The organism is Streptomyces tubbatahanensis, from assembly GCF_022699385.1.
In the GTDB taxonomy this organism is placed as follows: Bacteria; Actinomycetota; Actinomycetes; order Streptomycetales; family Streptomycetaceae; genus Streptomyces; species Streptomyces diacarni.
This window is the reverse complement of sequence record NZ_CP093846.1, coordinates 6,712,619-6,734,260: the sequence shown is the minus strand read 5'-3', so window position 1 is coordinate 6,734,260 and position 21,642 is coordinate 6,712,619. Positions and strand designations below refer to the sequence as shown.

18 protein-coding genes are annotated in these 21,642 nt (G+C 72.3%); 6 read left to right on the top strand and 12 right to left on the bottom strand.

Annotated elements, in window-relative coordinates; translation table 11 throughout:
- Positions 1 to 10 precede the first annotated feature (10 nt).
- From MMF93_RS28815 to MMF93_RS28800, 4 genes are read right to left on the bottom strand one after another with little or no spacing between them, the layout of a single operon-like run.
- On the bottom strand, positions 11 to 790 hold the full coding sequence (locus MMF93_RS28815; protein WP_242756035.1) for a CDP-alcohol phosphatidyltransferase family protein: 780 nt from the start codon (positions 788 to 790) through the stop codon (positions 11 to 13).
- Positions 768 to 1,829 (bottom strand): iron-containing alcohol dehydrogenase family protein, encoded by a 1,062-nt coding sequence (locus tag MMF93_RS28810; protein WP_242756034.1) that lies wholly within the window; start codon positions 1,827 to 1,829, stop codon positions 768 to 770. Before MMF93_RS28810 ends, MMF93_RS28815 begins: the two co-directional genes overlap by 23 nt.
- Entirely contained in the window at positions 1,817 to 2,554 is a 738-nt protein-coding gene (locus MMF93_RS28805; protein WP_242756033.1) for a phosphocholine cytidylyltransferase family protein, read from the bottom strand. Before MMF93_RS28805 ends, MMF93_RS28810 begins: the two co-directional genes overlap by 13 nt.
- Positions 2,551 to 4,341 carry a DUF5941 domain-containing protein gene (locus MMF93_RS28800; protein ID WP_242757825.1) on the bottom strand — a complete coding sequence of 597 codons (1,791 nt, stop codon included), beginning with the start codon at positions 4,339 to 4,341 and terminating at the stop codon, positions 2,551 to 2,553. Before MMF93_RS28800 ends, MMF93_RS28805 begins: the two co-directional genes overlap by 4 nt.
- 236 nt (positions 4,342 to 4,577) lie before the next feature.
- Between MMF93_RS28800 and galE the strand changes: the two genes are divergently transcribed.
- Complete coding sequence (gene galE, locus MMF93_RS28795; RefSeq protein WP_242756031.1) at positions 4,578 to 5,579, top strand: UDP-glucose 4-epimerase GalE; 1,002 nt, start codon at positions 4,578 to 4,580, stop codon at positions 5,577 to 5,579.
- A 224-nt stretch (positions 5,580 to 5,803) separates the two neighbouring features.
- Positions 5,804 to 6,364, top strand: coding sequence for an isopentenyl-diphosphate Delta-isomerase (gene idi, locus MMF93_RS28790; protein ID WP_242756029.1), 561 nt, complete (start codon positions 5,804 to 5,806; stop codon positions 6,362 to 6,364).
- 136 nt (positions 6,365 to 6,500) lie between these two features.
- Here idi and MMF93_RS28785 read toward each other — a convergent pair whose 3' ends face one another.
- A complete protein-coding gene (locus MMF93_RS28785; RefSeq protein WP_423835642.1) occupies positions 6,501 to 7,007 on the bottom strand; it encodes an ATP-binding protein in 507 nt (168 codons plus the stop codon).
- 609 nt (positions 7,008 to 7,616) lie between these two features.
- Here MMF93_RS28785 and MMF93_RS28780 point away from each other — a divergent pair.
- Together MMF93_RS28780 and MMF93_RS28775 are read left to right on the top strand one after the other, a co-directional pair.
- On the top strand, positions 7,617 to 8,489 hold the full coding sequence (locus MMF93_RS28780; protein WP_242756028.1) for an SCO6745 family protein: 873 nt from the start codon (positions 7,617 to 7,619) through the stop codon (positions 8,487 to 8,489).
- A gap of 149 nt (positions 8,490 to 8,638) precedes the next feature.
- The gene (locus MMF93_RS28775; RefSeq protein ID WP_242756027.1) at positions 8,639 to 11,068 is read left to right on the top strand and encodes a Tex family protein; all 2,430 of its coding nucleotides are present in this window, start codon (positions 8,639 to 8,641) and stop codon (positions 11,066 to 11,068) included.
- 64 nt (positions 11,069 to 11,132) lie between these two features.
- On the opposite strand, the gene MMF93_RS28770 is transcribed toward MMF93_RS28775, so the two are convergent.
- Positions 11,133 to 12,197 (bottom strand): DUF8094 domain-containing protein, encoded by a 1,065-nt coding sequence (locus MMF93_RS28770; protein WP_242756026.1) that lies wholly within the window; start codon positions 12,195 to 12,197, stop codon positions 11,133 to 11,135.
- Between the two features lie 72 nt (positions 12,198 to 12,269).
- Complete coding sequence (locus MMF93_RS28765; RefSeq protein ID WP_242756025.1) at positions 12,270 to 12,953, bottom strand: nitroreductase family protein; 684 nt, start codon at positions 12,951 to 12,953, stop codon at positions 12,270 to 12,272.
- 285 nt (positions 12,954 to 13,238) lie between these two features.
- Here MMF93_RS28765 and MMF93_RS28760 point away from each other — a divergent pair, with 285 nt between their 5' ends.
- A complete protein-coding gene (locus MMF93_RS28760; protein ID WP_242756024.1) occupies positions 13,239 to 14,855 on the top strand; it encodes an ABC-F family ATP-binding cassette domain-containing protein in 1,617 nt (538 codons plus the stop codon).
- 7 nt (positions 14,856 to 14,862) lie between these two features.
- Here MMF93_RS28760 and MMF93_RS28755 read toward each other — a convergent pair whose 3' ends face one another.
- From MMF93_RS28755 to MMF93_RS28735, 5 genes are read right to left on the bottom strand one after another with little or no spacing between them, the layout of a single operon-like run.
- Positions 14,863 to 15,750, bottom strand: a complete 888-nt coding sequence (locus MMF93_RS28755) for a Gfo/Idh/MocA family protein (RefSeq protein WP_274709513.1) — start codon at positions 15,748 to 15,750, stop codon at positions 14,863 to 14,865.
- A gap of 34 nt (positions 15,751 to 15,784) precedes the next feature.
- The gene (locus tag MMF93_RS28750; protein ID WP_242756022.1) at positions 15,785 to 17,005 is read right to left on the bottom strand and encodes an ROK family transcriptional regulator; all 1,221 of its coding nucleotides are present in this window, start codon (positions 17,003 to 17,005) and stop codon (positions 15,785 to 15,787) included.
- A gap of 46 nt (positions 17,006 to 17,051) precedes the next feature.
- Complete coding sequence (locus MMF93_RS28745; RefSeq protein ID WP_242756020.1) at positions 17,052 to 17,966, bottom strand: carbohydrate ABC transporter permease; 915 nt, start codon at positions 17,964 to 17,966, stop codon at positions 17,052 to 17,054.
- The gene (locus MMF93_RS28740) at positions 17,966 to 19,015 is read right to left on the bottom strand and encodes a carbohydrate ABC transporter permease (RefSeq protein WP_242756018.1); all 1,050 of its coding nucleotides are present in this window, start codon (positions 19,013 to 19,015) and stop codon (positions 17,966 to 17,968) included. Before MMF93_RS28740 ends, MMF93_RS28745 begins: the two co-directional genes overlap by 1 nt.
- Positions 19,012 to 20,442: an ABC transporter substrate-binding protein gene (locus MMF93_RS28735; protein ID WP_242756016.1), complete on the bottom strand. Its 1,431-nt coding sequence runs from the start codon at positions 20,440 to 20,442 to the stop codon at positions 19,012 to 19,014. Before MMF93_RS28735 ends, MMF93_RS28740 begins: the two co-directional genes overlap by 4 nt.
- Before the next feature lie 127 nt (positions 20,443 to 20,569).
- On the opposite strand from MMF93_RS28735, the gene MMF93_RS28730 reads away from it, so the two are divergent.
- The gene (locus tag MMF93_RS28730; protein WP_242756015.1) at positions 20,570 to 21,616 is read left to right on the top strand and encodes a zinc-dependent alcohol dehydrogenase; all 1,047 of its coding nucleotides are present in this window, start codon (positions 20,570 to 20,572) and stop codon (positions 21,614 to 21,616) included.
- Positions 21,617 to 21,642: the final 26 nt, after the last annotated feature.

The following is a 21,642-nucleotide window of genomic DNA, read 5'->3' as shown; positions in this document are numbered from 1 at the left end:
TCGCCCCCTGTCACTTCAGCCTGCTGGAGGCGAGGATGGACACCAGGTGCAGCAGCGTCTGGAGAACCGCGATGCCCGCCAGGACGGCGACGCCCAGCCGGGAGAAGAACAGGTCCCCGCGGATCTGGTCCACGACCGCCAGCACCACGATCAGCAGCGACGCCTCGATACCGAGGACCAGCCGGTGGAACTTCAGCGCCGCCGCCGCCCTGCGGGCCAGCGCCATCCCGGAGGAGCGCGGCTCGGACGCCGACTCCTTGACCGGCGGCAGCCCGCCCTGGTGCCGGGCGACGCCGACCAGGTCGGACTCCGCCTTGATCAGGATGGCGCCGAGCGCGGCCAGGGTGCCCAGGAAGGCCCACAGCCAGTCGATGCGCCCGCTCCCCCACAGGTCGGCGGCGCGCAGGCCGAAGCCGACCAGCACGGCGGCGTCGCACAGGTAGGCGCCGACCCGGTCCAGGTAGACCCCGCCCAGCGAGAACTGCTTCTTCCAGCGGGCCACCTCGCCGTCGACGCAGTCGAGCAGCAGGTACGCCTGGACCATCAGCGCGCCGAGCACGGCCCCGGCGATCCCGGGCACCAGCAGCGCGGGCAGCGCCAGGACGCCGGCGAGCGTCATCACGTACGTCAGCTGGTTGGGCGTGACCCGGGTGTTCACCAGGTGCCGGTCCATCCGCAGCGAGATCTCGCGCATGTAGAGCCGGCCGGCCCAGTGCTCACCGCTGCGCCGGTCCTTCACGCCCTCGGGGTGGACGACCGGCCGCAGCTCAGCTACCGATGGTTTGTGCATAGTCCGCGTACGCGTCCCTGATCTGGTCGGTGGACAGGTCGAGGTGTTCGAGGATCGTGTAGCGCCCGGGGCGGGTCTGCGGTGCGTACGCGACGGCCTCGACGAACTCGTCGCGGTCGAAGCCGATGTCCGCGGGCAGCACCGGCAGCCGGTGCCGGCGCAGCACCTCGACCATCAGCTTGGCCGTGTCCTTGTCCCCGCGCAGGTAGGTGGCGAAGGCGGCGCCGAGTCCGCACTGCTCGCCGTGGGGCGCGGCCCGCTTGGGGTAGAGCAGGTCGAAGGCGTGGTTGATCTCGTGGCAGGCGCCCGACGCGGGACGGCTGTCGCCCGCGACCGACATCGAGATGCCGGTGAGCACCAGGCCCTCGGCCAGCACCTGGAGGAAACCGTCGTCGGACACGTCGCCCGGGTGGTGCAGGATCGCTTCTCCCGCCTGGCGCGCCATGGCGGCGGCGAGCCCGTCGATGGCCTCGCCGCGCTGCTCGTGCCCCAGCTCCCAGTCCTTGACCGCGGAGATGTTGGAGATCACGTCGCCGATGCCGGAGCGGATGTAGCGCTCGGGCGCCTCACGGATGACGTCGAGGTCGATGACGACGGCGATCGGGTTGGGCACCCCGTAGGAGCCGCGGCCCGCGTCGTTGTCGAGGGTGGCGACCGGCGAGCACAGACCGTCGTGCGACAGGTTCGTGGCGACGGCGACCAGCGGCAGCCCGATGCGGGCCGCCGCGTACTTCGCGCAGTCGATGATCTTGCCGCCGCCGAGCCCGACCACCGCGTCGTAGCGGCCCGACTTCATGGCGTCGGCGAGCTTGATCGCGTCGTCCAGGGTGCCGCCGCCGACCTCGTACCAGGAGGCGTTGGGCAGCAGCGGCGCGAACCGGTCGCGCAGCGCGGCGCCCGAGCCGCCGCTGATCGCGAAGGCGAGCTTGCCGTTGGTGGAGATCCGCTGATCGGCCAACAGGCCCGCCAGGTCGTCCAGGGCGCCGCGGGAGATGTCCACGACGACCGGCGACGGAATGAGGCGGGTCAGTACTGGCATGCGATCTCCCGGCCCTTGGCGAGGTCGTCGTGATTGTCGATCTCGACCCACTTGACGTCGCCGATCGGGGCGATGTCGACCGTGAAGCCGCGGTTCACCAGCTCCTGGTAGCCGTCCTCGTAGTAGAGCTGCGGGTCCTTCTCGAAGGTGGCCTTGAGCGCGTCGGCCAGCTCGGCGCCCGCCTCGGCCTCGATGAGGGTCAGGCCGATGTACTCGCCGGTGGCCTCGGCCGGGTCCATCAGCTTGGTGATCTTCTGGACGCCCTTCTCGGGGTCGACGACGACCTTCATCTCCTCGTCGGCCAGGTCCTTGACGGTGTCGAGCGCCAGGATGATCTTCTGGCCGTTGCCGCGCGCGTCCAGCAGCGTCTTCTCGACGGAGACGGGGTGCACGGTGTCGCCGTTGGCCAGCAGCACGCCCTCCTTGAAGACCTCACGGGCGCAGTAGAGGGAGTAGGCGTTGTTCCACTCCTCGGCCTTGTCGTTGTCGATCAGGGTGAGCTTGACGCCGTGCTTGGCCTCCAGCTCGGCCTGCCGCTCGTAGACGGCCTCCTTGCGGTAGCCCACGACGACCGCGACGTCGGTGAGACCGACCTCGGCGAAGTTGGCCAGGGCGATGTCGAGGACGGTGGTCTCGCCATCGACGGGCACCAGGGCCTTGGGCAGGGTGTCGGTGTAGGGGCGCAGACGCCGTCCGGCGCCGGCGGCCAGCACGAGGCCGATCATGCGGGTTCTCCTGTTTCGTCGTGTACTGCGGGTGCTTGCGAGGACACCCAGAAACGGATGCTCTCGGCGAGCACCAGGACCGCGATGACCACGGCGAGCGCGGTCAGCGCGAAGATGAAGCCCTCGGGGTGCCCACCGCCCAGCCACAGGGCGGCGACGACGGCGACCACCAGGGTCCGTCCCTCGTGCCCCGCGACCGCCCGCACCAGCCAGTGCGGAGGCGCTCCGGTGTTACCGCGGATGCGGTACACCGTGTCGTAGTGATGGTAGGCGAGAGCCGCGACCAGCCCGAAGGCCGCGGGAAGCGCGCCGTCGGCCTGGGAGCGGGCGGCCAGCACCAGGATCGTGCCGTATTCCGCGATGCGGAAGATCGGGGGCAGCAGCCAGTCGAGGGGGGCCTTGAGCGGCCGCGCGAGCGCCACACCCGAGCACAGCGCGTACGCGGCGGCCGCCACGACCGGCCAGTAGCTGCCCAGCGGCGCGGCCCACGCGGTGGCCAGGATCACGGCGCCGCCCAGCAGGGCGAGCGCGGGCACACCCAGGCTCGGCAAAGCGACCGGGCGCAGCACACGGGCGGCGAGCTCGGCGAGCGGGCCGCTGTCGGTGAGCGCGCGCACCCCCTCGGCGGCGCGGTCGGTGCGCGCCCTGCGGCGCACGGAGCGCAGCAGCCGCCCCGCGGTGGTGTAGCAGGCGGCGAACGCGCCCGCGATCAGCAGCACGACGAACGTGACGCGCGGCGTGGTGGCGGCCGTCAGGACGGCGATGAGCGCCCATCGCTCGCCGATGGGCAGCACTATCATCCGGCGCACCCACACCGTCCACCCCGCGGAGTCCAGCCGCTGGGAGAGCACGGCGGTGGGGCTGCTGTTGGCGGAGTCGTCGTGGCTGGCCTCGTTGAAGGAGAAGTCGACGGTGTGCCGCGCGGTCATCAGCAGCATGGCGCCGAGCGCCAGTGCCCACACGCCGTCATCGCTGCCGCCGCCGCGGGAGGCGCCCAGTGCCAGGCCCGCGTAGTAGGAGTACTCCTTGGCGCGGTCGAAGGTGGCGTCCAGCCAGGCGCCGAGCGTGGAGTACTGGAGGTCGTAGCGGGCGAGCTGCCCGTCGGTGGCGTCCAGGACGAAGGAGGCGATCAGCAGCACGCCGGCCGCCACGAAGCCCCACCGCTCCCCCGTGGCCGCGCAGGCGGCGGCGATCAGCGCGGTGACGAGCGAGGCGGTGGTGACCTGGTTGGGGGTCAGCCCCCGGCGGGCGCACCAGCGGGCGAGGTAGCGGGAGTAGGGGCTGATGCAGAAGGTGGTGAAGAAGCCGTCGCGGGACTTGACCGCGGAGCGCAGCCGCACCTGCTCGCCGTCCACGGCGGCGACGGCCTGCTCGCGTTCCCGGCGCTGTGTCTCGCTCTCGGGCACGTCCGCGACCAGCACGCCCAGCTCCGGGCGGTGCACCTCGACCCCGGCGGCCTCCAGCGCGCGGGCCGCCTCGTCGGGGTCGCCCGCCAGCCGGGGCTCCAGCGCGGCGCGGGCCCCGGGTGTGAGGCCGAGCACCCCGGGAAGCGCGCCCGCAGCGAAGCGGGGATCCTTCAGCGCGAGCCGCAGCGCGTGGGTGTGCCCCACGAAGCGGGGGTCGATCAGGGCGAGCCGTTCACCGGGCGCCGTCGCTGCCAGGTGGGCGCCCACAGCGGTCGCGTCGTCGGTGTCGTCGGCCACGCGCACGTCGAAGCCGAGGGAGCGCAGGTCGGCCTCCAGCGACGACCCGGCGACCGGCGGACCGGTGAGGATGGCGGTCGACAGAACGAACTCACTCCTTGGAAGCTGGCATGCCCGCGCGAGAAGGGGACAACGAAGGCAGCGGGCAGCATGCGCCGTCGCCCTCCGGGGCCGGCAGCACGTCGGCAGAGAGTATCCGATCGCCGGAACGAGCCTTCACCGAGCGTTCATCGGCCCGCTGTTGCCGGTGGCGCACCTGCGCGCACCAGCATGGTCGATCACCGGCTCGGCTCACAACCGGGGCCGATAGGGTGCGGGACATGACGTGGTTGATCACAGGTGGCGCCGGGTACATCGGCGCGCACGTCGCGCGGGCCATGACCGCCTCGGGCGAGGGGGCCGTGGCGCTGGACGACCTCTCGGCGGGCCTGCCCGAGCGGCTGCCCGCCGAGGTGCCGCTGGTGCGCGGCCCGGTGACGGACACGGCGCTGCTGTCCCGCACGCTCGCCGAGCACCGGGTGACGGGTGTGATCCATCTCGCGGCCAGGAAACAGGTGGGCGAGTCGGTCGAGCAGCCGCTGCGCTACTACGAGGAGAACGTGCACGGCCTGGCGTGCCTGCTGCGGGCCGTGGTGGACGCGGGCGTACGCCGGTTCGTCTTCTCCTCGTCCGCCGCCGTCTACGGGATGCCCGACGTGGACCTGGTCACCGAGCGGACCCCGACGGTGCCGATGAACCCCTACGGCGAGACGAAGCTGGCCGGGGAGTGGCTGGTGCGCGCCGCGGGCCGCGCCCACGGGATCGACACCGCCTGCCTGCGCTACTTCAACGTCGCGGGCGCCGCCGCCCCCGAGCTGGCCGACACGGGGGTCTCCAACATCGTGCCGATGTTCTTCGACGCCCTCACGCGCGGCGAGGCGCCCAGGATCTTCGGCGACGACTACCCGACCGAGGACGGCACGTGTGTCCGCGACTACATCCACGTCCAGGACCTGGCCGACGCGCACGCCGCCGCCGCGCGCGCGATGGCCGCGGGCGGCGGTGCGGCGGACGGCCGCGACCTGACGCTCGACGTGGGCACGGGCGAGGGCGTCTCCGTGCGGGAGATGGCCGAGCTGGTGGCCGAGGTCACAGGGCGGCACGAGCCCGCGCCCGAGGTGGGGCCGCGGCGCCCGGGCGACCCGGCGCGGGTGGTCGCCTCGGCGCGGCGCATCCGCGAGGAGCTGGGCTGGCGGCCGCGGTTCGGGGTGCGCGAGATGGTCGCCACGGCGTGGGAGGGCTGGTTGCTGCGGCACCCCGAGGCGCGCACCGCGGCCGGCTGAGCTGCCGCGTGCGGTCCGGAGTGCGCCGGCCGCTCCGGGTCGCTGAAACCGTGTGTGGGCCTGAACGGCACGCACGGCGACGCGGCGGACACAAAAGGGGCTCGCGCGATCGGACAGCGGCACGCTCGTGCGCGAAAGCGACAGATTCGCGCAGAATGCACAGTTGCGGCGCAACCTACGGCACACTGGGTCGCGCTGCCCACCGGCCCACGAGAAGGATGACCATGGCGAACAGCTCAGCGGCCCCGATCATGCTCGAACTGGTCGACGAGGACGGGACGACGATCGGTACCGCGGAGAAGCTCTCCGCCCATGTGGCGCCCGGCCGCCTGCACCGCGCCTTCTCCGTCTTCCTCTTCGACGACGAGGGAAGGCTGCTGCTCCAGCGCCGCGCGCTGGGCAAGTACCACTCACCTGGCGTGTGGTCGAACACCTGCTGCGGGCATCCGTACCCGGGCGAGGCGCCGTTCGCCGCCGCCACCCGGCGCGTCGGCGAGGAACTGGGCGTCGCGCCCGCGCTGCTGCGGGAGGCGGGCACCGTCCGCTACAACCACCCCGACCCGGCCTCGGGCCTGGTGGAGCAGGAGTACAACCACCTGTTCGTGGGGCTGCTGCGCGAGGAACTGCGGCCGGATCCCGAGGAGATCGCCGAGGTCGCGTTCGTGACGGCGGGCGAGCTGGAGAAGCGGCACGCGACGGACCCCTTCTCGACCTGGTTCATGACCGTGCTGGACGCCGCACGCGCCACGGCCCGCGAGGTGACAGCCGGCGCCGGCGACTGGTGACCTGACGGCAAAGACGTGGACGCGCCCCGCAGGGGTGCGGGGAACTGCGCGACCGACCACAACCCACCCGCGGACCGCAGACCACGGAAAGCGGCATCCCCCGGTCGGCCGGCCGACGCAAGAACCGCAGGAAGCCCTAGGCGGCAGCCAGGGGCAGTGCCGCCCAGATGACCTTGCCGCCCGCACCGGTCTGCTCCACGTCGCAGACGCCGCCCGCCTCCGCGGTGAGCGCCTTGACCAGCAGCAGCCCGCGGCCGCCCGTGTGGTCCCCGGTCGGCTCGGCGGCCAGCGCCTTGGGCCGGTAGGGGTGGCCGTCCTCGACGGCCACCCGCAGCCGGCCGCCGCCCAGCGCGACCTCGACCCCGATCGTCGGCGAGAGCAGCGCGGCGTGCCGCACCGCGTTGGTGACCAGCTCCGAGAGGATCAGCAGTACGCCCTGGAGCGTCTCGTCCGGCACGTGTGTGGGCTGTCGCGCCAGCAGGTCGCGCACGGCGTGGCGGAGCCGGGGCACCGAGGCGTCGGTGGCGGGCGCGGCGAACCGCCAGCTGCCCTCCTGGCAGGCGCCCTCCTGGGCGGGCGCCGGCGTGCGGGTGCGCGCGTACTCGGGCCCGCCGTCGTGCGCGCAGCCGACCGTGCGGTGCACGGACCGCTCGCCGCGCTCCCGCGGCGGCGTGGCCGCCGCGGCCCGGTTCACCGTGCCAGCGGCTCCCGCCTGTCCGGCGCTCCCCGCGGCCGGGGACTGTGTTCTCCCGGCGGCCGCGGGGGCCTCGTCGATGACGGCGGAACGCTGTGCACCGCGGCTCTCCATCGGAGTACCCCGCTCTCTCGGTCGGACTCGTGGGCCACACATCTGGTCTGTACTTGCAGATGCACTTGCACTGAATGGTGATACCGCACGGAGCCGGTCTGTGCCGCTGACCGCAACTGGGCACTTATCGATGGCATTTGACAGAAGACTTACGCACCGGTCGCCTCTCTGACAGAAACCTGAGGGGCTCCGGATACGCTCACGCGCCATGGAGCCCACCCCGCTCCAGGCGCGCGACGACTGGGCCCGACCGCGTCGCGCACTGGCGGCCTGAGGCGGCGGGCGGCAACGAGGCCGCCGAGGGGGTGGGCCGAGGGGTGGCGGCTTCCTAAAGCGCGCAGAGGCACGCTTCGGGTGGTGGCGGTGGCACGAGGGCCCCGGCGGAGCGGAGCAGCCGGTTCCCCTGCCCTTCTGGTCGACCGTACCGCCCGGTAGCGTACGGGCATGACGTCACTTCCCGAACGCGCCGGACGCCACTGTCACAACGCCCTCAACGTCCTGCACTCCGCGCTGTACTTCTCACCCGCGCTGGGCAGGGAACTGGCGCCCTACGGCATCGACGACCCGCACGCCATCAACCTGGCCACGCGCTCCGCGCCGCTGGGTGCCGTGGGCGCCGGCACGGTGACGGCCACGTTCTACAACTACAGCCACTCCCTCGTCGCCCGCTTCGTCCCCGAGGTGTGGGACGCGGCCTCCCCCGAGACCGTGCTGGCGGCACGGCTGCGGGCCGTCGACGCGACGCTGCGGCACCTGCTGGGCGAGGAGACCGTCGCCTCCCCCCACATGGCCGAGGCCGCCCGGCTGGCCCTGCGCGCCACCGAGGGCTGCACCCGCTCGGGGCGCCCGCTCCACTCCGCCAACGCCGACCTGCCCACCCCACCGCTCGAGACGGCCCCGCACCTGGCGCTGTGGCACGCCGCGACGCTGCTGCGCGAACACCGCGGGGACGGCCACATCGCCGCGCTCCAGCACGCCGAGCTCGACGCGTTGGAGGCCGTGGTCAGCCACACCGCCAGCGGGCGCGGTATGAGCCCGAAGTGGGCCATGAGCACCCGCGGTTACAACATGCAGGACTGGGCGGCCGCGCAGCGCAGGCTGACCGAGCGCGGGCTGCTGGGCGGCGACGGGGAGCTGACCGAAGCGGGCACCGCGCTGCGCAAGCACCTGGAGGAGGAGACCGACCGGCTCGACCGCCGCCCCTACGAGCTGCTGGGCGCCGCGGACGTGGCCCGGCTGACCGAGCTGGCGTCGGGCTTCGCGCGCACCGCGGCCGAAGCAGGCGCGTTCCCCGCCGACGCGTTCGGCAAGGACTGAGCACAGCTCGCCCGGGGCCGCGTGCGGGCCGTCTCGCGCCCGCACGGGACGGCTCCGACGGCGCCCGCCTGCGCCCGGGTGTCGGACCGGCCTGCCACAATGCATGCCTACCGGGGGACCACAGCACCGAGAAGGCGGAACCAACCATCGTGACGACGACCATCGAAGGCAGGATCGCCGAGGAGCTCGGCGTACGCGAGCGGCAGGTCCGTGCCGCTGTCGAGCTGCTCGACGGCGGGTCGACCGTGCCCTTCATCGCGCGCTACCGCAAGGAAGCGACCGAGATGCTCGACGACGCGCAGCTGCGCTCACTGGAGGAGCGGCTGCGCTATCTGCGGGAGCTGGAGGAGCGGCGCGAGGCGATCCTGGAGTCCGTGCGCTCGCAGGACAAGCTCACCGAGGAGCTGGAGGCGCGCATCCGTGCCGCCGAGTCCAAGGCGCGGCTCGAGGACATCTACCTGCCGTTCAAGCCCAAGCGGCGCACCAAGGCGCAGATCGCCCGCGAGGCCGGTCTCGAGCCGCTGGCCGAGGGGCTGCTGGCGGACCCGACGGTGGAACCGGCCGCGGCCGCCGCCGCCTTCGTCGACGCCGACAAGGGCGTCGCGGACGCGGCCGCCGCGCTGGAGGGCGCCCGTGCCATCCTCACCGAACGCTTCGGCGAGGACGCCGACCTGATCGGCGAGTTGCGCGAGCGCATGTGGGAGCGGGGCCGGCTGGCCGCCACGGTGCGCGAGGGCAAGGAGGCGCAGGGCGCGAAGTTCGCCGACTACTTCGACTTCTCCGAAGCCTTCACCGAGCTGCCCTCGCACCGGATCCTGGCCATGCTGCGCGGCGAGAAGGAGGAGGTCCTCGACCTCACCCTCGCCCCGGAGCCCGCGGGTGAGGAGAGCGAGGGCCCCACGTCCTACGAGCGCTCCATCGCGCAGCGTTTCGGCGTGCGCGACGAGGGGCGCCCGGCCGACGCGTGGCTGGCCGAGACGGTGCGCTGGGCGTGGCGTACGCGCGTGCTGGTGCACCTGGGCATCGACGTGCGCACCCGGCTGCGGACGGTCGCCGAGGACGAGGCGGTGCGGGTCTTCGCCACCAACCTGCGTGACCTGCTGCTGGCCGCGCCCGCCGGCACCCGTGCCACCCTCGGCCTCGACCCGGGGCTGCGCACGGGCGTGAAGGTGGCCGTGATCGACGCGACGGGCAAGGTCGCCGCCACCGACACGGTCTATCCGCACGCGCCGCACAAGCAGTGGGACGCGTCCCTGGCCAGGCTCGCGGCGCTCGCCGAGACGTACGAGGTCGAGCTGGTCGCCATCGGCAACGGCACGGCCTCGCGGGAGACGGACAAGCTCGCCGGTGAACTCCTCGCCGCCAAGCCCGAGCTGAAGCTGACGAAGGTGATGGTCTCCGAGGCGGGTGCCTCGGTCTACTCCGCGTCCGCCTACGCCTCCCAGGAGCTGCCCGACCTGGACGTGTCCCTGCGCGGCGCCGTCTCCATCGCGCGCCGCCTCCAGGACCCGCTGGCCGAGCTGGTGAAGATCGACCCGAAGTCCATCGGGGTGGGCCAGTACCAGCACGACCTGTCCGAGGTGAAGCTGTCGCGCTCGCTGGACGCGGTGGTGGAGGACTGTGTGAACGGCGTCGGTGTGGACGTCAACACCGCCTCGGCGCCGCTGCTCTCCCGGGTCTCGGGCATCGGCTCGGGCCTCGCGGAGAACATCGTCGCCCACCGGGACGCCAACGGTCCGTTCACCAGCCGTACGGCCCTCAAGGACGTCTCGCGGCTCGGGCCCAAGGCGTTCGAGCAGTGCGCGGGCTTCCTGCGCATCCGCGGCGGCGAGGACCCGCTGGACGCCTCGGCGGTGCACCCGGAGGCGTATCCGGTGGTGCGCGGGATCGTCGCCACCTCGGGTACCGACGTGCCGTCGCTGATCGGCAACACGAAGGTGCTGCGGGCGCTGGACCCGCAGCGGTTCGTGGACGGTTCGTTCGGTCTGCCGACGGTCACCGACATCCTGGGCGAGCTGGAGAAGCCGGGCCGCGACCCGCGCCCCGCCTTCCGTACGGCGAGCTTCAAGGAGGGCGTCGAGAAGCTGGGCGACCTGGCCTCCGGCATGGTGCTGGAGGGCGTGGTGACGAACGTCGCGGCGTTCGGCGCCTTCGTCGACGTCGGCGTCCACCAGGACGGACTCGTCCACGTCTCGGCCATGTCCAAGACGTTCGTGAAAGACCCGCGCGACGTCGTCAAGCCGGGTGACATCGTCAAGGTCCGCGTGCTGGACGTGGACGAGGCCCGCAAGCGGATCTCGCTGACGCTGCGTCTCGACGACGAGCCGGGCGCGCAGGGCGGCGAGGGCCGCCGTGGCGGCTCCCGGGACCGGCAGCAGCAGCGGGGCGGCGCCCCGCGCCAGCGCCAGGGTTCGCCCCGCGAGGGCGGCAAGGGCGCAGGCGACAAGGGCGCAGGCGGCAAGGGCACCGGCGGCGCAGGTGGCAAGGGCGGTGGCGGCGGCAAGCGTCGCGGGTCCTCCGCGTCCGCGCCGGCGAACAGCGAGATGGCGGAGGCTCTGCGCCGGGCCGGCCTGGCCTGAGGTTCCGCGCCGCTTCGGTGGTGTCCGTGCCCTGGCGGGCCGCGGACACCACCGAGGCGGCGTCTCAGCTGGTGACGCCCGGCATGCGGCCGTCGGAGTCGGTGCCGGGCGCCGCGCCCGTCATGATGTATTCGGAGGACAGCAGCCGGGCCTTGCCGTGGGGCGGCAGGTGGGCGCTGGACTGGTGCAGCCAGTCGACGAAGAAGGAGGGCCGTCCCGTCTCACCGACGTAGACCTTCATCTCGCCGGAGGGGTGGATGGTGGCGGTCGCCTGTGTGCCCCGGTCGTGCTCGCGCACCTGGGTGCTGAAGAGGGCGAGCGCGCCGCCGTCGCTGGTGCGCAGCGCGTGCAGTTGCTCGTCGCCGGACTCGCCGCGGCTGAAGACGGCCTCGGCGTAGGGGGTGAGCAGCTTGTTCTGCGTCTTGGGTACCTTGCGGATCCAGCGGGTGGCCTTGGAGGGGGCGAACCCGGTGGACTCGGTCGATCCTTCCTCGCTGTAGAGGTCGAACAGGGCGTCGGAGAGGCCGGACGGGGCGAGGGCGCCGCGCTTCTTGTCCGGGTCGGTCACGGGCTGCGCGAAGCCGTCCTCGTCCTTGGCGATGCGCGGGATCTTGGTGGTGTCGCTGTAGCTGGCGGCGACGAGCCGCCAGCCCTGGCTCTTCTTCTGCATGACGAAGATGCCGGGATACTTGTTCTTCTTCTGGCCGGGGCTCTTGGAGTGGGCCACCATCACGAACCAGTCGGCGGTGCCCTTGCGCGGTATGTAGAACTTCCGGTCGATGTAGTTGAAGGGCTCCTTGTACTCCTCGATCCGCTTCTTCTTCCAGTTCTTCTGGAGCCGGAAGGTGGCCTTGCTCTCCTCGTAGACGGGACCGGCCTCGGCCTGGGAGATCACTTTCGCGTCCGAGTGCTTGTTGGCCCGGTTGTTGATGCGCTCGTAGCGGTCGAAGATCTTGCCGGCCTGCGCGCGGGTGACGACCCCTGTCGCGGGCCGGTCCTTGGCGTCCGCGGCCTTGGCGCCACCGCCTGCCGCGTCCTGCCCGCCGTCCGAGCCGCCGCACCCGGCCGCCGCGAGGACGAGGCTGCCCGCGCAGGCGAGGCCCGCTGTCCCCCGTGCCCAGCTGTGCATGTGTGTTCCCCTTCGTCACTGTGGTGAGCAGGAGTATGCACGGTGCCGGGCACGGGCAGGACGGCAGGATGGTCACAACACGATCATCACTTCGTCCAGCGGCTTGCGCCGCAGGTCGGGCACGCGCGCGCCGGGGGCCGGGTAGCCGACGGGGATGACGTAGGCGCCGCGCTCCTCGGCGGGCCGCTCGCAGACCTCGTTGAGGAAACGCATGGGGCTGGGGGTGTGGGTGAGGGTGGCCAGGCCCGCCTGGTGGAGCGTGGCGAGGAGGAAGCCGACGGCGATGCCGACGGACTCCTTCGTGTAGTAGGGGCGCGGCGTGCGCGGGCCCTTGTGCACCTCGAAGACGACGATGACGGCGGGCGCCGTCTCCAGGAACGGCTTGTGCGCGTCGGTGCCGAGCGGGGCGAGGGCCTCCAGCCACTCGTCGGAGGCCCGGCGCCCGTAGAACTCGCGCTCCTCGGCCTCCGCCGCCTCGCGCAGCCGCCGCTTGCGCGCGGGGTCGGTGAGCACGACGAAGCGCCACGGCTGGACGTGGGCGCCGCTGGGGGCGGTGGATGCGGTGCGCACGGCCCACTCCAGCACCCCGTCGGGCAGGGGCCCGGGGTCGAAGTCGCGGACGGTGCGGCGCCGTTCCATGAGGGCATGGAACGTCTCGGCCCGCTCCTCGGCCTGCTGGGCGGTGACCCGCATCGGCCGCAGCGGCACGGTCGGATGGGGGGTCGGCCCCTGATCGGACTGCGTGGTATGGACCATAGCGGCAGCACAGCACACCGCCGCCTGCCCGAAAAGTCTTGCGTGGCGGGCGGCCGCCCCGTATGGTTTTGGACGGCTCTGTTGTCGTTGATCGGAGAGGTCTTGCTCGTCTGAGGTCTGAGACGCCGTGTGCCCCGTCTGTGTGCCACGTGTGTGACCTCGGAAGTGAGCCGACCCCGTGTCGGAGCCACTCTCCTGCTGGTTCCCGCCCCGCGTATCCCGTCTTCGGGGTCCGGTGTCTCCCGCGTTGTCCACCGCCCTTCGCGAGGCGACCAGGAGGCCCCCGTGAATACCCCTTCCCCTGCTGTGACCTGCACCCGGCTGACCTTTTCCTGGCCGGACGGCATCCCTGCCCTCACCGATCTCGACCTGTCCTTCGGCCCCGGGCGCACGGGGTTGATCGGGCTCAACGGCACCGGAAAGTCCACCGTGCTGAAACTGATCGCAGGCCGGTTGCTCCCCGACTCCGGCAGCGTCAAGGCCGCCGGGGAGGTCGGCTATCTGCCGCAGGACCTGACCCTGGACACGTCGCTGCGCGTCGACGAGGCGCTGGGGATCGCCCGCGCCCGCGCGGCGCTGCACGCCATCGAGGCGGGCGACGTCGCCGAGGAACACTTCACCGCCGTCGGCGACGACTGGGACGTGGAGGAGCGCGCACGGGCCACGCTGGACGAGCTGGGCCTTGAGCATGTCGGTCTCGACCGCTCCCTCGGTGAGGTCTCGGGCGGTGAGTCGGTGCTGCTGCGGCTGGCGGCGTTGCTGCTGGCCCGGCCAGACGTGCTGCTGCTGGACGAGCCCACCAACAATCTCGACCTGGTGGCCCGGCGCAGGCTGTACGCGGCGGTCGCCGCCTTCCCCGGCGTGCTCGTCGTGGTCAGCCACGATCGCGAACTCCTCGCGCTGGTCGACCGGATCGCCGAGCTGCACGAGGGCGGGGTCACGTGGTACGGCGGCAATCTGGAGGCGTACGAGGTGGCGGTCGAGGCCGAACAGGAGGCGGCCGAGCGGATGGTGCGCGCGGCCGAGACGGATGTGCGGCGGCAGAAGCGCGAGTTGTCCGAGGCGCAGACGAAGCTGGCGCGGCGCGCACGCCAGGGCAGGAAGGTGGCCGCCGGCCGGAGCGAGCCGAAGATCCTGCTGGGCGCGCGCAAGCGGAAGGCGCAGGAGACCGCCGGCAAGAGCCGCGTCCTGCACGAGCAGCGTCTGGAGGATGCCAAAGAGCGGCTGGAAGCGGCAGGCGAGCGGGTGCGCCAGGACGCGGAGATCCACGTGGAGTTGCCGTTCACGGCGGTGCCGCGTGGCCGTCGGGTGCTCACGCTGGGGGACGTAGAGCTGCGCAACGGCGCCCGCGCGGCGCTGGAGGTGCACGGCCCCGACCGGATCGCGCTGGTCGGCCCGAACGGCGCGGGCAAGACGACGCTGCTGCGGACGGTCGCCGGGCTGCTTCCCGCCGTCTCGGGCGAGGTGGCCACCCACGTCCCGCTACGCTATCTGCCCCAGCGGCTGGACGTGCTCGACGACGGGCTGTCCGTGGTGGAGAACGTGGCGGCCCTGGCCCCGGAGGCCACCAACCAGCACGTCAGGTCCCGGCTCGCCCATTTCCTCTTCCGCGGGGCCCACGCGGAGCGCCCGGTGGGCACTCTCTCGGGCGGCGAGCGCTTCCGTGCCACGCTGGCGGCGGTGATGCTGGCCGAGCCGGGCCCGCAGCTGCTGATGCTGGACGAGCCGACCAACAATCTGGACATGGCCAGTGTCCGGCAGCTGCGCGAGGCCCTGGCCGCGTACGAGGGTGCGCTGGTGGTCGCCAGCCACGATCTGCCGTTCCTGCGGGGACTGGGGATCACCCGGTGGCTTCAGCTGGCGGAGGGCGAGCTGCGGGAGGTGGCGGGCGAGGAGGTGTAGCGGCGGGTCACGCCGCGGCCTGAGCCAGCAGTTGCTGGAGCCGCAGGCCGCGTCGGGCGTCGAGGTCGCCGGCGCGGCCGCTGCGCACCGCGGTCGCGAACTCCCGGCGCAGCACAGGCCAGCACTCCTCGTGGTCGAGTTCGGCGGTGTCGTAGACCAGTTGGTCCGCTTCCTCGGGCCCGTACAGCTCGATGCGGGTACGGGCCCTGGGCAGTGCCACGGCACCGGACAGGGAGGCCTGGCTGACGGCGCCGTTCTCGTGTTCGCAGGTCAGCTCCGTCCAGCGGCGCGGGTCTCCGGTGGAGCGCACGGTGGTGACCGGGCCGACGGCGAGGTCGAGCAGGTCCAGCAGGTGCGGGCCGAGGTCGAGGAGGGCGCCGTGCTCCAGGCGCCAGGCGGTGGCCTGGTCGCCGCCGAGGAAGGCGCCGTGCAGATAGCAGGAGCGGGCGCCGGTGACACGCGTCGCGCGGGCCCGTTCCAGGAAGCGGCGGGTGGCAGGGTGGTACCGCTTGGTGAGGACGAGTTGGGAGACGACGCCGCGCTCGGCCACCGCGTCGGCGACGGCGCGGGCGGCCGCCAGGTCGGGGCCGAGCGGCTTCTCCAGCAGCAGGGCCCGTCCCGCCCGGGCGGCCCGCGGGGCGAGCGCGGCCTGGACGGCGGGCGGCACGGCGAAGGCCACGGCCTCGCACAGGTCGAGGAGTTCCTCGAAGGAGGCGGCGGCCTCGGTGCGGTGGGCGGCGGCGAGGTCGGCGGCGGCCTCGCTTCTGCGGGCCCACACGGCGGCCAGCTCCGTCTCGGGCCCGGCTGCGAGCATCCGGGCGTGCATGGTGCGGGCCCAGGGTCCGGCGCCGACGAGGCCGACGCGTATCGGCGGGTGGGGCCAGGCTGGTTTCACGGTGCTGTTCTCCTGCGTACGGGTCGGGAAGGGGTCACCCGGTGGCACTGGCCGAGGCGGCCAGCCGGGCGTCGGCGCGGTCGGGGGCGTAGAGGTCCTCGACGACCATGGCGGCGGCCCCGATCAGCCCCGCGCGCTCGCCGAGTGCGGAGGTGACGACGCGCAGGTGGGCGGTGGTGCGCGGCATGGCGCGCTGGTAGAGCAGCTCCCGCACGCCGGTGACGAACGGGGTGCTCGCCAGGTCGCCGGCGATCATCAGTACGCCGGGGTTGAGCAGGGTGACGACGGTGACCAGCACCTCGCCCACCCTGCGGCCCGCCTCGCGGGCCAGCCGGACGGCTTCGGGGCGCCCGGCGGCGAGGTGGTCACGTACGCCGGAGCCCGAGGTGGTGGGCACGCCCGCCTCGGTGAGCTGCCTGGCCAGGGCCCGGCCGCTGGCGACGGCGGCGAGGCAGCCGTGGTTGCCGCACATGCACAGCGCGTCCTGGCAGTCGTGCAGCCGGATGTGTCCGATGTCGCCCGCGCCGCCGTCGATGCCGCGGTAGGGCTGCCCGTCGACGACGACGCCCGCACCGATACCGGTGGCGACCTTGATCAGTACGAAGGCGGCGCAGTCGCGGTGTCCGGCGCGCTGCTCGGCGTAGGCCATGAGGTTGGCGTCGTTGTCGACCAGGACGGGCACGGGTGCCGCGGGGCGCACGTGGGCCGCGTACGCCTCCCGCATGCGCTCCGGGATGGGGTAGCCGTCCCAGCCGGGCATGATCGGTGGCTGGATGACCAGCCCCGAGGCGAAGTCCACGGGGCCCGGCACCGACAGGCCGATGCCGCAGACCCGGTCGGGTCCCACTCCGTGCTCCGCCAGCAGCGCGGCGAACCACTGCGCCAGCCGGTCGAGCACCTGCTCGGGCCCGTCCCCTATCACCAGTTCGCCCGAGCGCTCGGCCAGCACGGTGCCCGCCAGGTCGAGGACGGCCGCGGCGGCGTGCCGGGTTCCGAGGTCGGCGGCGAGCACCACGGCGTGTCCCGCGTCGAACTCCAGCCGCGCCGAGGGCCGTCCGCCCGCGGAACCGGCCACCGGCGCGGCCTCGCCCTCACGCAGCCAGCCCGCCGCGAAGAGCTGGTCCAGGCGGTGCCCGACGGTGGAGCGCGAGAGCCCGGTGGCCTGTTGCAGGGCGCCGCGGGTGGTGGCTTTGCCCTCCCTGATGAGACGCAGCAGGTGGCCGGCGCTCGCCTGGTTCCCGGTGGTACCGGTCATGCTCTCCTCAGCTCACGGTCTACTCGTTCGTGCTCGGCGGCTCGCCTCAGCTCTTGTCCGCGCCGCTGGTCAGACCCTCGGTGAGGAGCCGTTCCGCGGCGAAGAAGAGCAGGACGACGGGGATGGTCAGCACCACCGATCCTGCCATCAGCACGGTCTTGGAGACCTCGATACCGCCCGCGAGCTGCTGGAGACCGAGCGAGACGGTCCATTTGTCGGGCTGGGCGGCCAGGAAGAGCAGCGCGAAGAGGAACTCGTTCCACGCGATCATGAACACGTACAGCCCGGTGGCCATCAGCGACGGTGCGGCCAGCGGGAGGATCACCTTGCGGACCGTCTGGAGCCGGCTGCACCCGTCGAGGGCCGCCGCCTCCTCGATGGAGTACGGGATGGTGACGAAGTAGTTCTTCATCATGTAGATCGAGACCGGCACGGTCTGCGCGATGTAGACGATCGCGAGCCCCACCAGGCTGCCCTGCAGACCCATCTTGGCGAACATCACGAACAGCGGCACGGCCAGCAGCGTCGCAGGGAAGAGGTAGACGGCGAGGAAGAGGGCGCTGACCTGCCGGCCGCCGAAGAACTTCAGCCGGCTGACGGCGTACGCGCCGGGGATCGCGGCGAGCAGCGTGAGGACGACCGCGCCGAGCGAGACGAGCGCGGAGTTGGCCAGCATGTGCACGAACCCCTGGCCGCCCTCGGACGTGGGTTTGAGCACCTCACGGTAGGTGGACAGCGTGAAGTCCTCGGCGCTCACCCACAGCTGACCAGGGTCCAGCAGCAGGGCGTCGATGGGTTTCACCGACAGCAGCAGCATGTAGAAGAAGGGCGCCAGGGTGATCACGGCGAGGAAGGCGATCACCACCCAGCGGAGCACGCCGAAGAGGCGCTCCTCGAACCGTGCGCGGCTGATCCGGCGCGCCGCCGGGCGGCCGCGTGGGGACGTACTCGCTGCGCTCATCACGCCTCCTCCTGGACCTTTTTGGCGAAGAACTTGAAGTACACGCCCAGCAGCACCACCAAGAAGGCCGCCAGGACGAGGGCCTGGGCCGCGGCGGCGCCCACGTCGAAGCGTGCGGTGAGGAAGTCGTACACGCGCACGGCCACCACGTCGGTGCCGGAGCCGCCGCCGGTGAGCAGGTAGATGTCGTCGAACTTGTTGAACGTCATGATGAAGCGCAGGACACACAGCAGCGCGATGACCGGCATCAGCTGCGGCAACAGGACGTAGCGGAAGCGCTGCGTGTGGGTGGCGCCGTCCACCTTCGCGGCCTCCTCCAGGCCGTCGGGCACCGCCTGGAGGCGGGCGAGCAGGAAGAGGAAAGCGAACGGGAAGTAGCGCCAGGTCTCGAACGCGACGACGGTCAGCAAGGCGAGCGGGATGTCGAAGTGCAGCCCGAGGAGGGAGACGTCGAAGGAGCGGGTGGACAGGAAGGCGATCGGGTCGTCCCAGCCCAGCAGCGTGCCGCCCCACTCGTTGACGATGCCGAACTGCGGGCTGAGCGCGATCTCCCACACGAACGCGACGGCCACCACGGGCGCGACGTACGGCAGCAGCATCGAGCCGCGCAGCAGGCCGCGGCCGCGGAAGGGCCTGCGCAGCGCGAGCGCGGCGACCAGCCCGAGGACGACGGATCCGGCGGTGGCCCCGACCGTGTACAGCAGGGTCGTCCACAGGCTGGTCCAGAAGCCGGGCGAGGTGAAGACGCCGGTGAAGTTGTCCAGCGTCCAGTTGCCGAACAGGCTCATGCCCTGGATGTCGACCAGCCGGGCGTGCTGGAAGGCCAGCAGGACCGTCCACAGGATCGGCAGGACGACGACCACGAGGACGACGAGGAAGGTGGGCGTCACGAAGGCCAGCCCGGCGCGGTTCTCCCGCGCCGCGCCGGTCGGCAGGCGGCGGCGCTTCGGCGGTCCGGCGGGGCCCGTGCGCCCGTCGCCCGCCGGGGGCTGCTCGGGCGGGCGCGCGCCGGCGGCGGCGCCGGGCGGGGTGGGGGACGTGGTACTCATCGCAGGGACCTCCGCAGTGCGCCGACTTCCTCGTTGGCCTCGCGTGCGGCCTCGTCACCCGGTGTGGCGCCGCTGGTCATCTCGCCGACGGCCTTGGCGACGGGCAGTTCGCCGTTGGTGGCGCCGACCAGGGCGCCCTCGCCTTCCGCGATGCCCCAGCGCCGCATGTGGCCCACGCCGTCCGCCAGTTCGTCCAGCAGCGCGTCGGAGTAGATCTCGTTCAGCGGCTTGCGGTGGGTGGCCTCGACGCCCAGGCGGCTGCTCTTCCAGGCGCGGGTGTACTTGTCGGGTTCCTCGGCGGTGCCCTCGCGGACGGGGATCTTGCCCTCGGGCGCCATGCCGAACCAGTCCTCGTATCCGGCGCCCATCATGTACTCGATGAAGCCGCGGGAGGCCTCGGTCTCGGCGGTTCTGGTCACCGTCCAGGACGTGATCTCGCCGAACTGTCCGGGGCGCCGCGCGTCCGGGCCCTTGATCGCGGTGGTGATTCCGCTGTTCTCCGCCAGGAACGCGGGGTCCTTCTCGCACTGGCGGCAGCTCGGCCGGGCGTCGGCACGCTCCCCGGCCAGCTCGTCCAGCAGGAAGGAGGACCACATCAGCATCGGGGAGCGGCCGGCGAAGTAGGTGGCGCGGGTCGAGTCGAGCGTCTGGGTGCCGGCCGGGCCGTGGTCGCGGGCGAGTGTCCGGTAGGTGCTGAAAGCGCGGCGGCACGACGGCGAGTCCAGGGCAGCGTCCTTGTCTCCCCCGCCGCCCTGCGTGTCGATCAGACGGCAGTCGTTGGCCAGCGCCATGTTCTCGAAGCTCTGCTGGGTGAAGACGTCGCCGGGGTCGGTGGCCAGCGAGATGCCGTCCCTCTCGCCCTTGTCCAGCGTCTCGGCCGCCTTCTTCAGCCGGCCGTAGGTGGTGGGCGCGGGCAGTTGCGCGTCCTGGAAGAGGTCCTTGCGGTAGACGAGGAGTTGCAGCCAGGCGTCGGAGGGGACGGTCAGCCGTTTCTTCCCGTCGGCGGTCAGCTTCAGCGCGTTGGCGTCGAAGGTGTGGGCACCGAGGTCCTCGACGATCCGGGCGGGCATGTCGGTGTTGAGCAGGTCGTTGGCGTACATCTGCCAGACCTGGCCCAGCGGCAGTGCGCCGATCACGTCGGGGAGGTCTCCCGCGGCGGCCGCCGACATGATCAGCTGCGGCAGTTGGGCCTCGTCGACACCGACGAGTTTCACCTGGACGCCGCTGCGCTTCTCGTAGCCGGAGACGATCTTCTTGGTCGCGGCCATCCGTGCGGGCAGGTTCTCCAGCGTCCACACCGTTATCTTTTTATCCGGTTTGTCCGGACCCGCCTCGGCGCCGTCTGAGCAGCCGGCCAAGAGGCTTGCGCCGAGCACTCCGGCGAGTCCGGCCGCTGCCACTCTCGACCGCCGCGTCCACTTCCCCATGCCTCACCCTCGGTTCGGACTTTCGCTTGTCAGTTCCGCATCTCAGCACCAGTTCTGTCTGTTTACAAGACGTAACTCTGATGTATCTTCGACGAAACTGCTGGAATCACGGCGTTCGGAGTCCCTTGTGGAGCGAGTTGTCCAGTTCACCGGCCCGCGCACGGTCGAGGTGGCCGAGCACGAGAGCGAGCCGCTGCCCCCCGGCCACGTGCGGGTCCGCACCCGCTATTCGGGCATATCGGCAGGAACGGAACTTACCGCTTACAGAGGGACCAACCCGTACCTGACGCGGACCTGGGACCCGGAGTCCCGCCTCTTCACCGACGACGCGGCCGGCATCTCCTACCCGGTCGTGGGCTGGGGCTACTCCGAGGTCGGCGAGGTCACCGAGGTCTCCCCCGAACTGGCCGACGCACCCGGCCTCCCCCAGGTGGGCGACCTGGCCTGGGGCATCTGGGGCCACCGCAGCGAAGGCATCGTCCCCGCCGCACGCATGGCCGGCCACCGGCTGCCGGACGGACTCGACCCGCTGGCCGGCGCGTTCGCCCGCGTCGGCGCCATCGCCTACAACGCCGTTCTCGGCGCGGACATCCACCTCGGCGAGGACGTCGCCGTGTTCGGCCAGGGCGTCATCGGCCTGCTGACCACCCGCCTCGCCCAGCTCAACGGCGCACGGGTGAGCGCCGTCGACGCACTGGACTCGCGGCTGGAGCACGCGCGCACGCACGGCGCCACCACGACGCTGAACGCGCGGACCGACAGCGTCGCGGAGCGCCTCCGCGAAGCCACGGAAGGCAGGGGCGCGGACGCCGCCATCGAGATCAGCGGGGCCTATCCCGCGCTGCACGAGGCGCTGCGGTCGGTGGCGGTCGGCGGGCGGGTCGTCGCCGCCGGGTTCTACCAGGGCGACGGCGCCGGGCTGCGGCTCGGCGACGAGTTCCACCACAACCGGGCCCACCTGGTGTGCTCGCAGATCGGGGGCGTCCCGCAGGCGCTCGACGGCCGGTGGAGTGTCGAGCGGTTGCAGCGCACCTTCCTGCGCCTGGTCGGGGAAGGCCGCGTGGACGTGGCCTCGCTGGTCAGCCACGTACTGCCCGTCGCGGACGCGGCACAGGCGTACGAGCTGCTGGACGAACGGCCCGGCGAGGCGTTGCAGATGGTGCTCGCGTTCTGAACCCGCCCTGTACCCACCACGAAAGG

Excerpts from the sequence above, each read along its gene's own strand:
- MMF93_RS28810 (WP_242756034.1), bottom strand. The coding sequence starts at position 1,829 with ATGCCAGTACTGACCCGCCTCATTCCGTCGCCGGTCGTCGTGGACATC.
- MMF93_RS28750 (WP_242756022.1), bottom strand. The coding sequence starts at position 17,005 with ATGACCGGTACCACCGGGAACCAGGCGAGCGCCGGCCACCTGCTGCGT.
- MMF93_RS28745 (WP_242756020.1), bottom strand. The coding sequence starts at position 17,966 with ATGAGCGCAGCGAGTACGTCCCCACGCGGCCGCCCGGCGGCGCGCCGG.
- MMF93_RS28770 (WP_242756026.1), bottom strand. The coding sequence starts at position 12,197 with ATGCACAGCTGGGCACGGGGGACAGCGGGCCTCGCCTGCGCGGGCAGC.
- MMF93_RS28815 (WP_242756035.1), bottom strand. The coding sequence starts at position 790 with ATGCACAAACCATCGGTAGCTGAGCTGCGGCCGGTCGTCCACCCCGAG.
- galE (WP_242756031.1), top strand. The coding sequence starts at position 4,578 with ATGACGTGGTTGATCACAGGTGGCGCCGGGTACATCGGCGCGCACGTC.
- MMF93_RS28780 (WP_242756028.1), top strand. The coding sequence starts at position 7,617 with ATGACGTCACTTCCCGAACGCGCCGGACGCCACTGTCACAACGCCCTC.
- MMF93_RS28765 (WP_242756025.1), bottom strand. The coding sequence starts at position 12,953 with ATGGTCCATACCACGCAGTCCGATCAGGGGCCGACCCCCCATCCGACC.
- MMF93_RS28740 (WP_242756018.1), bottom strand. The coding sequence starts at position 19,015 with ATGAGTACCACGTCCCCCACCCCGCCCGGCGCCGCCGCCGGCGCGCGC.
- idi (WP_242756029.1), top strand. The coding sequence starts at position 5,804 with ATGGCGAACAGCTCAGCGGCCCCGATCATGCTCGAACTGGTCGACGAG.
- MMF93_RS28735 (WP_242756016.1), bottom strand. The coding sequence starts at position 20,442 with ATGGGGAAGTGGACGCGGCGGTCGAGAGTGGCAGCGGCCGGACTCGCC.
- MMF93_RS28805 (WP_242756033.1), bottom strand. The coding sequence starts at position 2,554 with ATGATCGGCCTCGTGCTGGCCGCCGGCGCCGGACGGCGTCTGCGCCCC.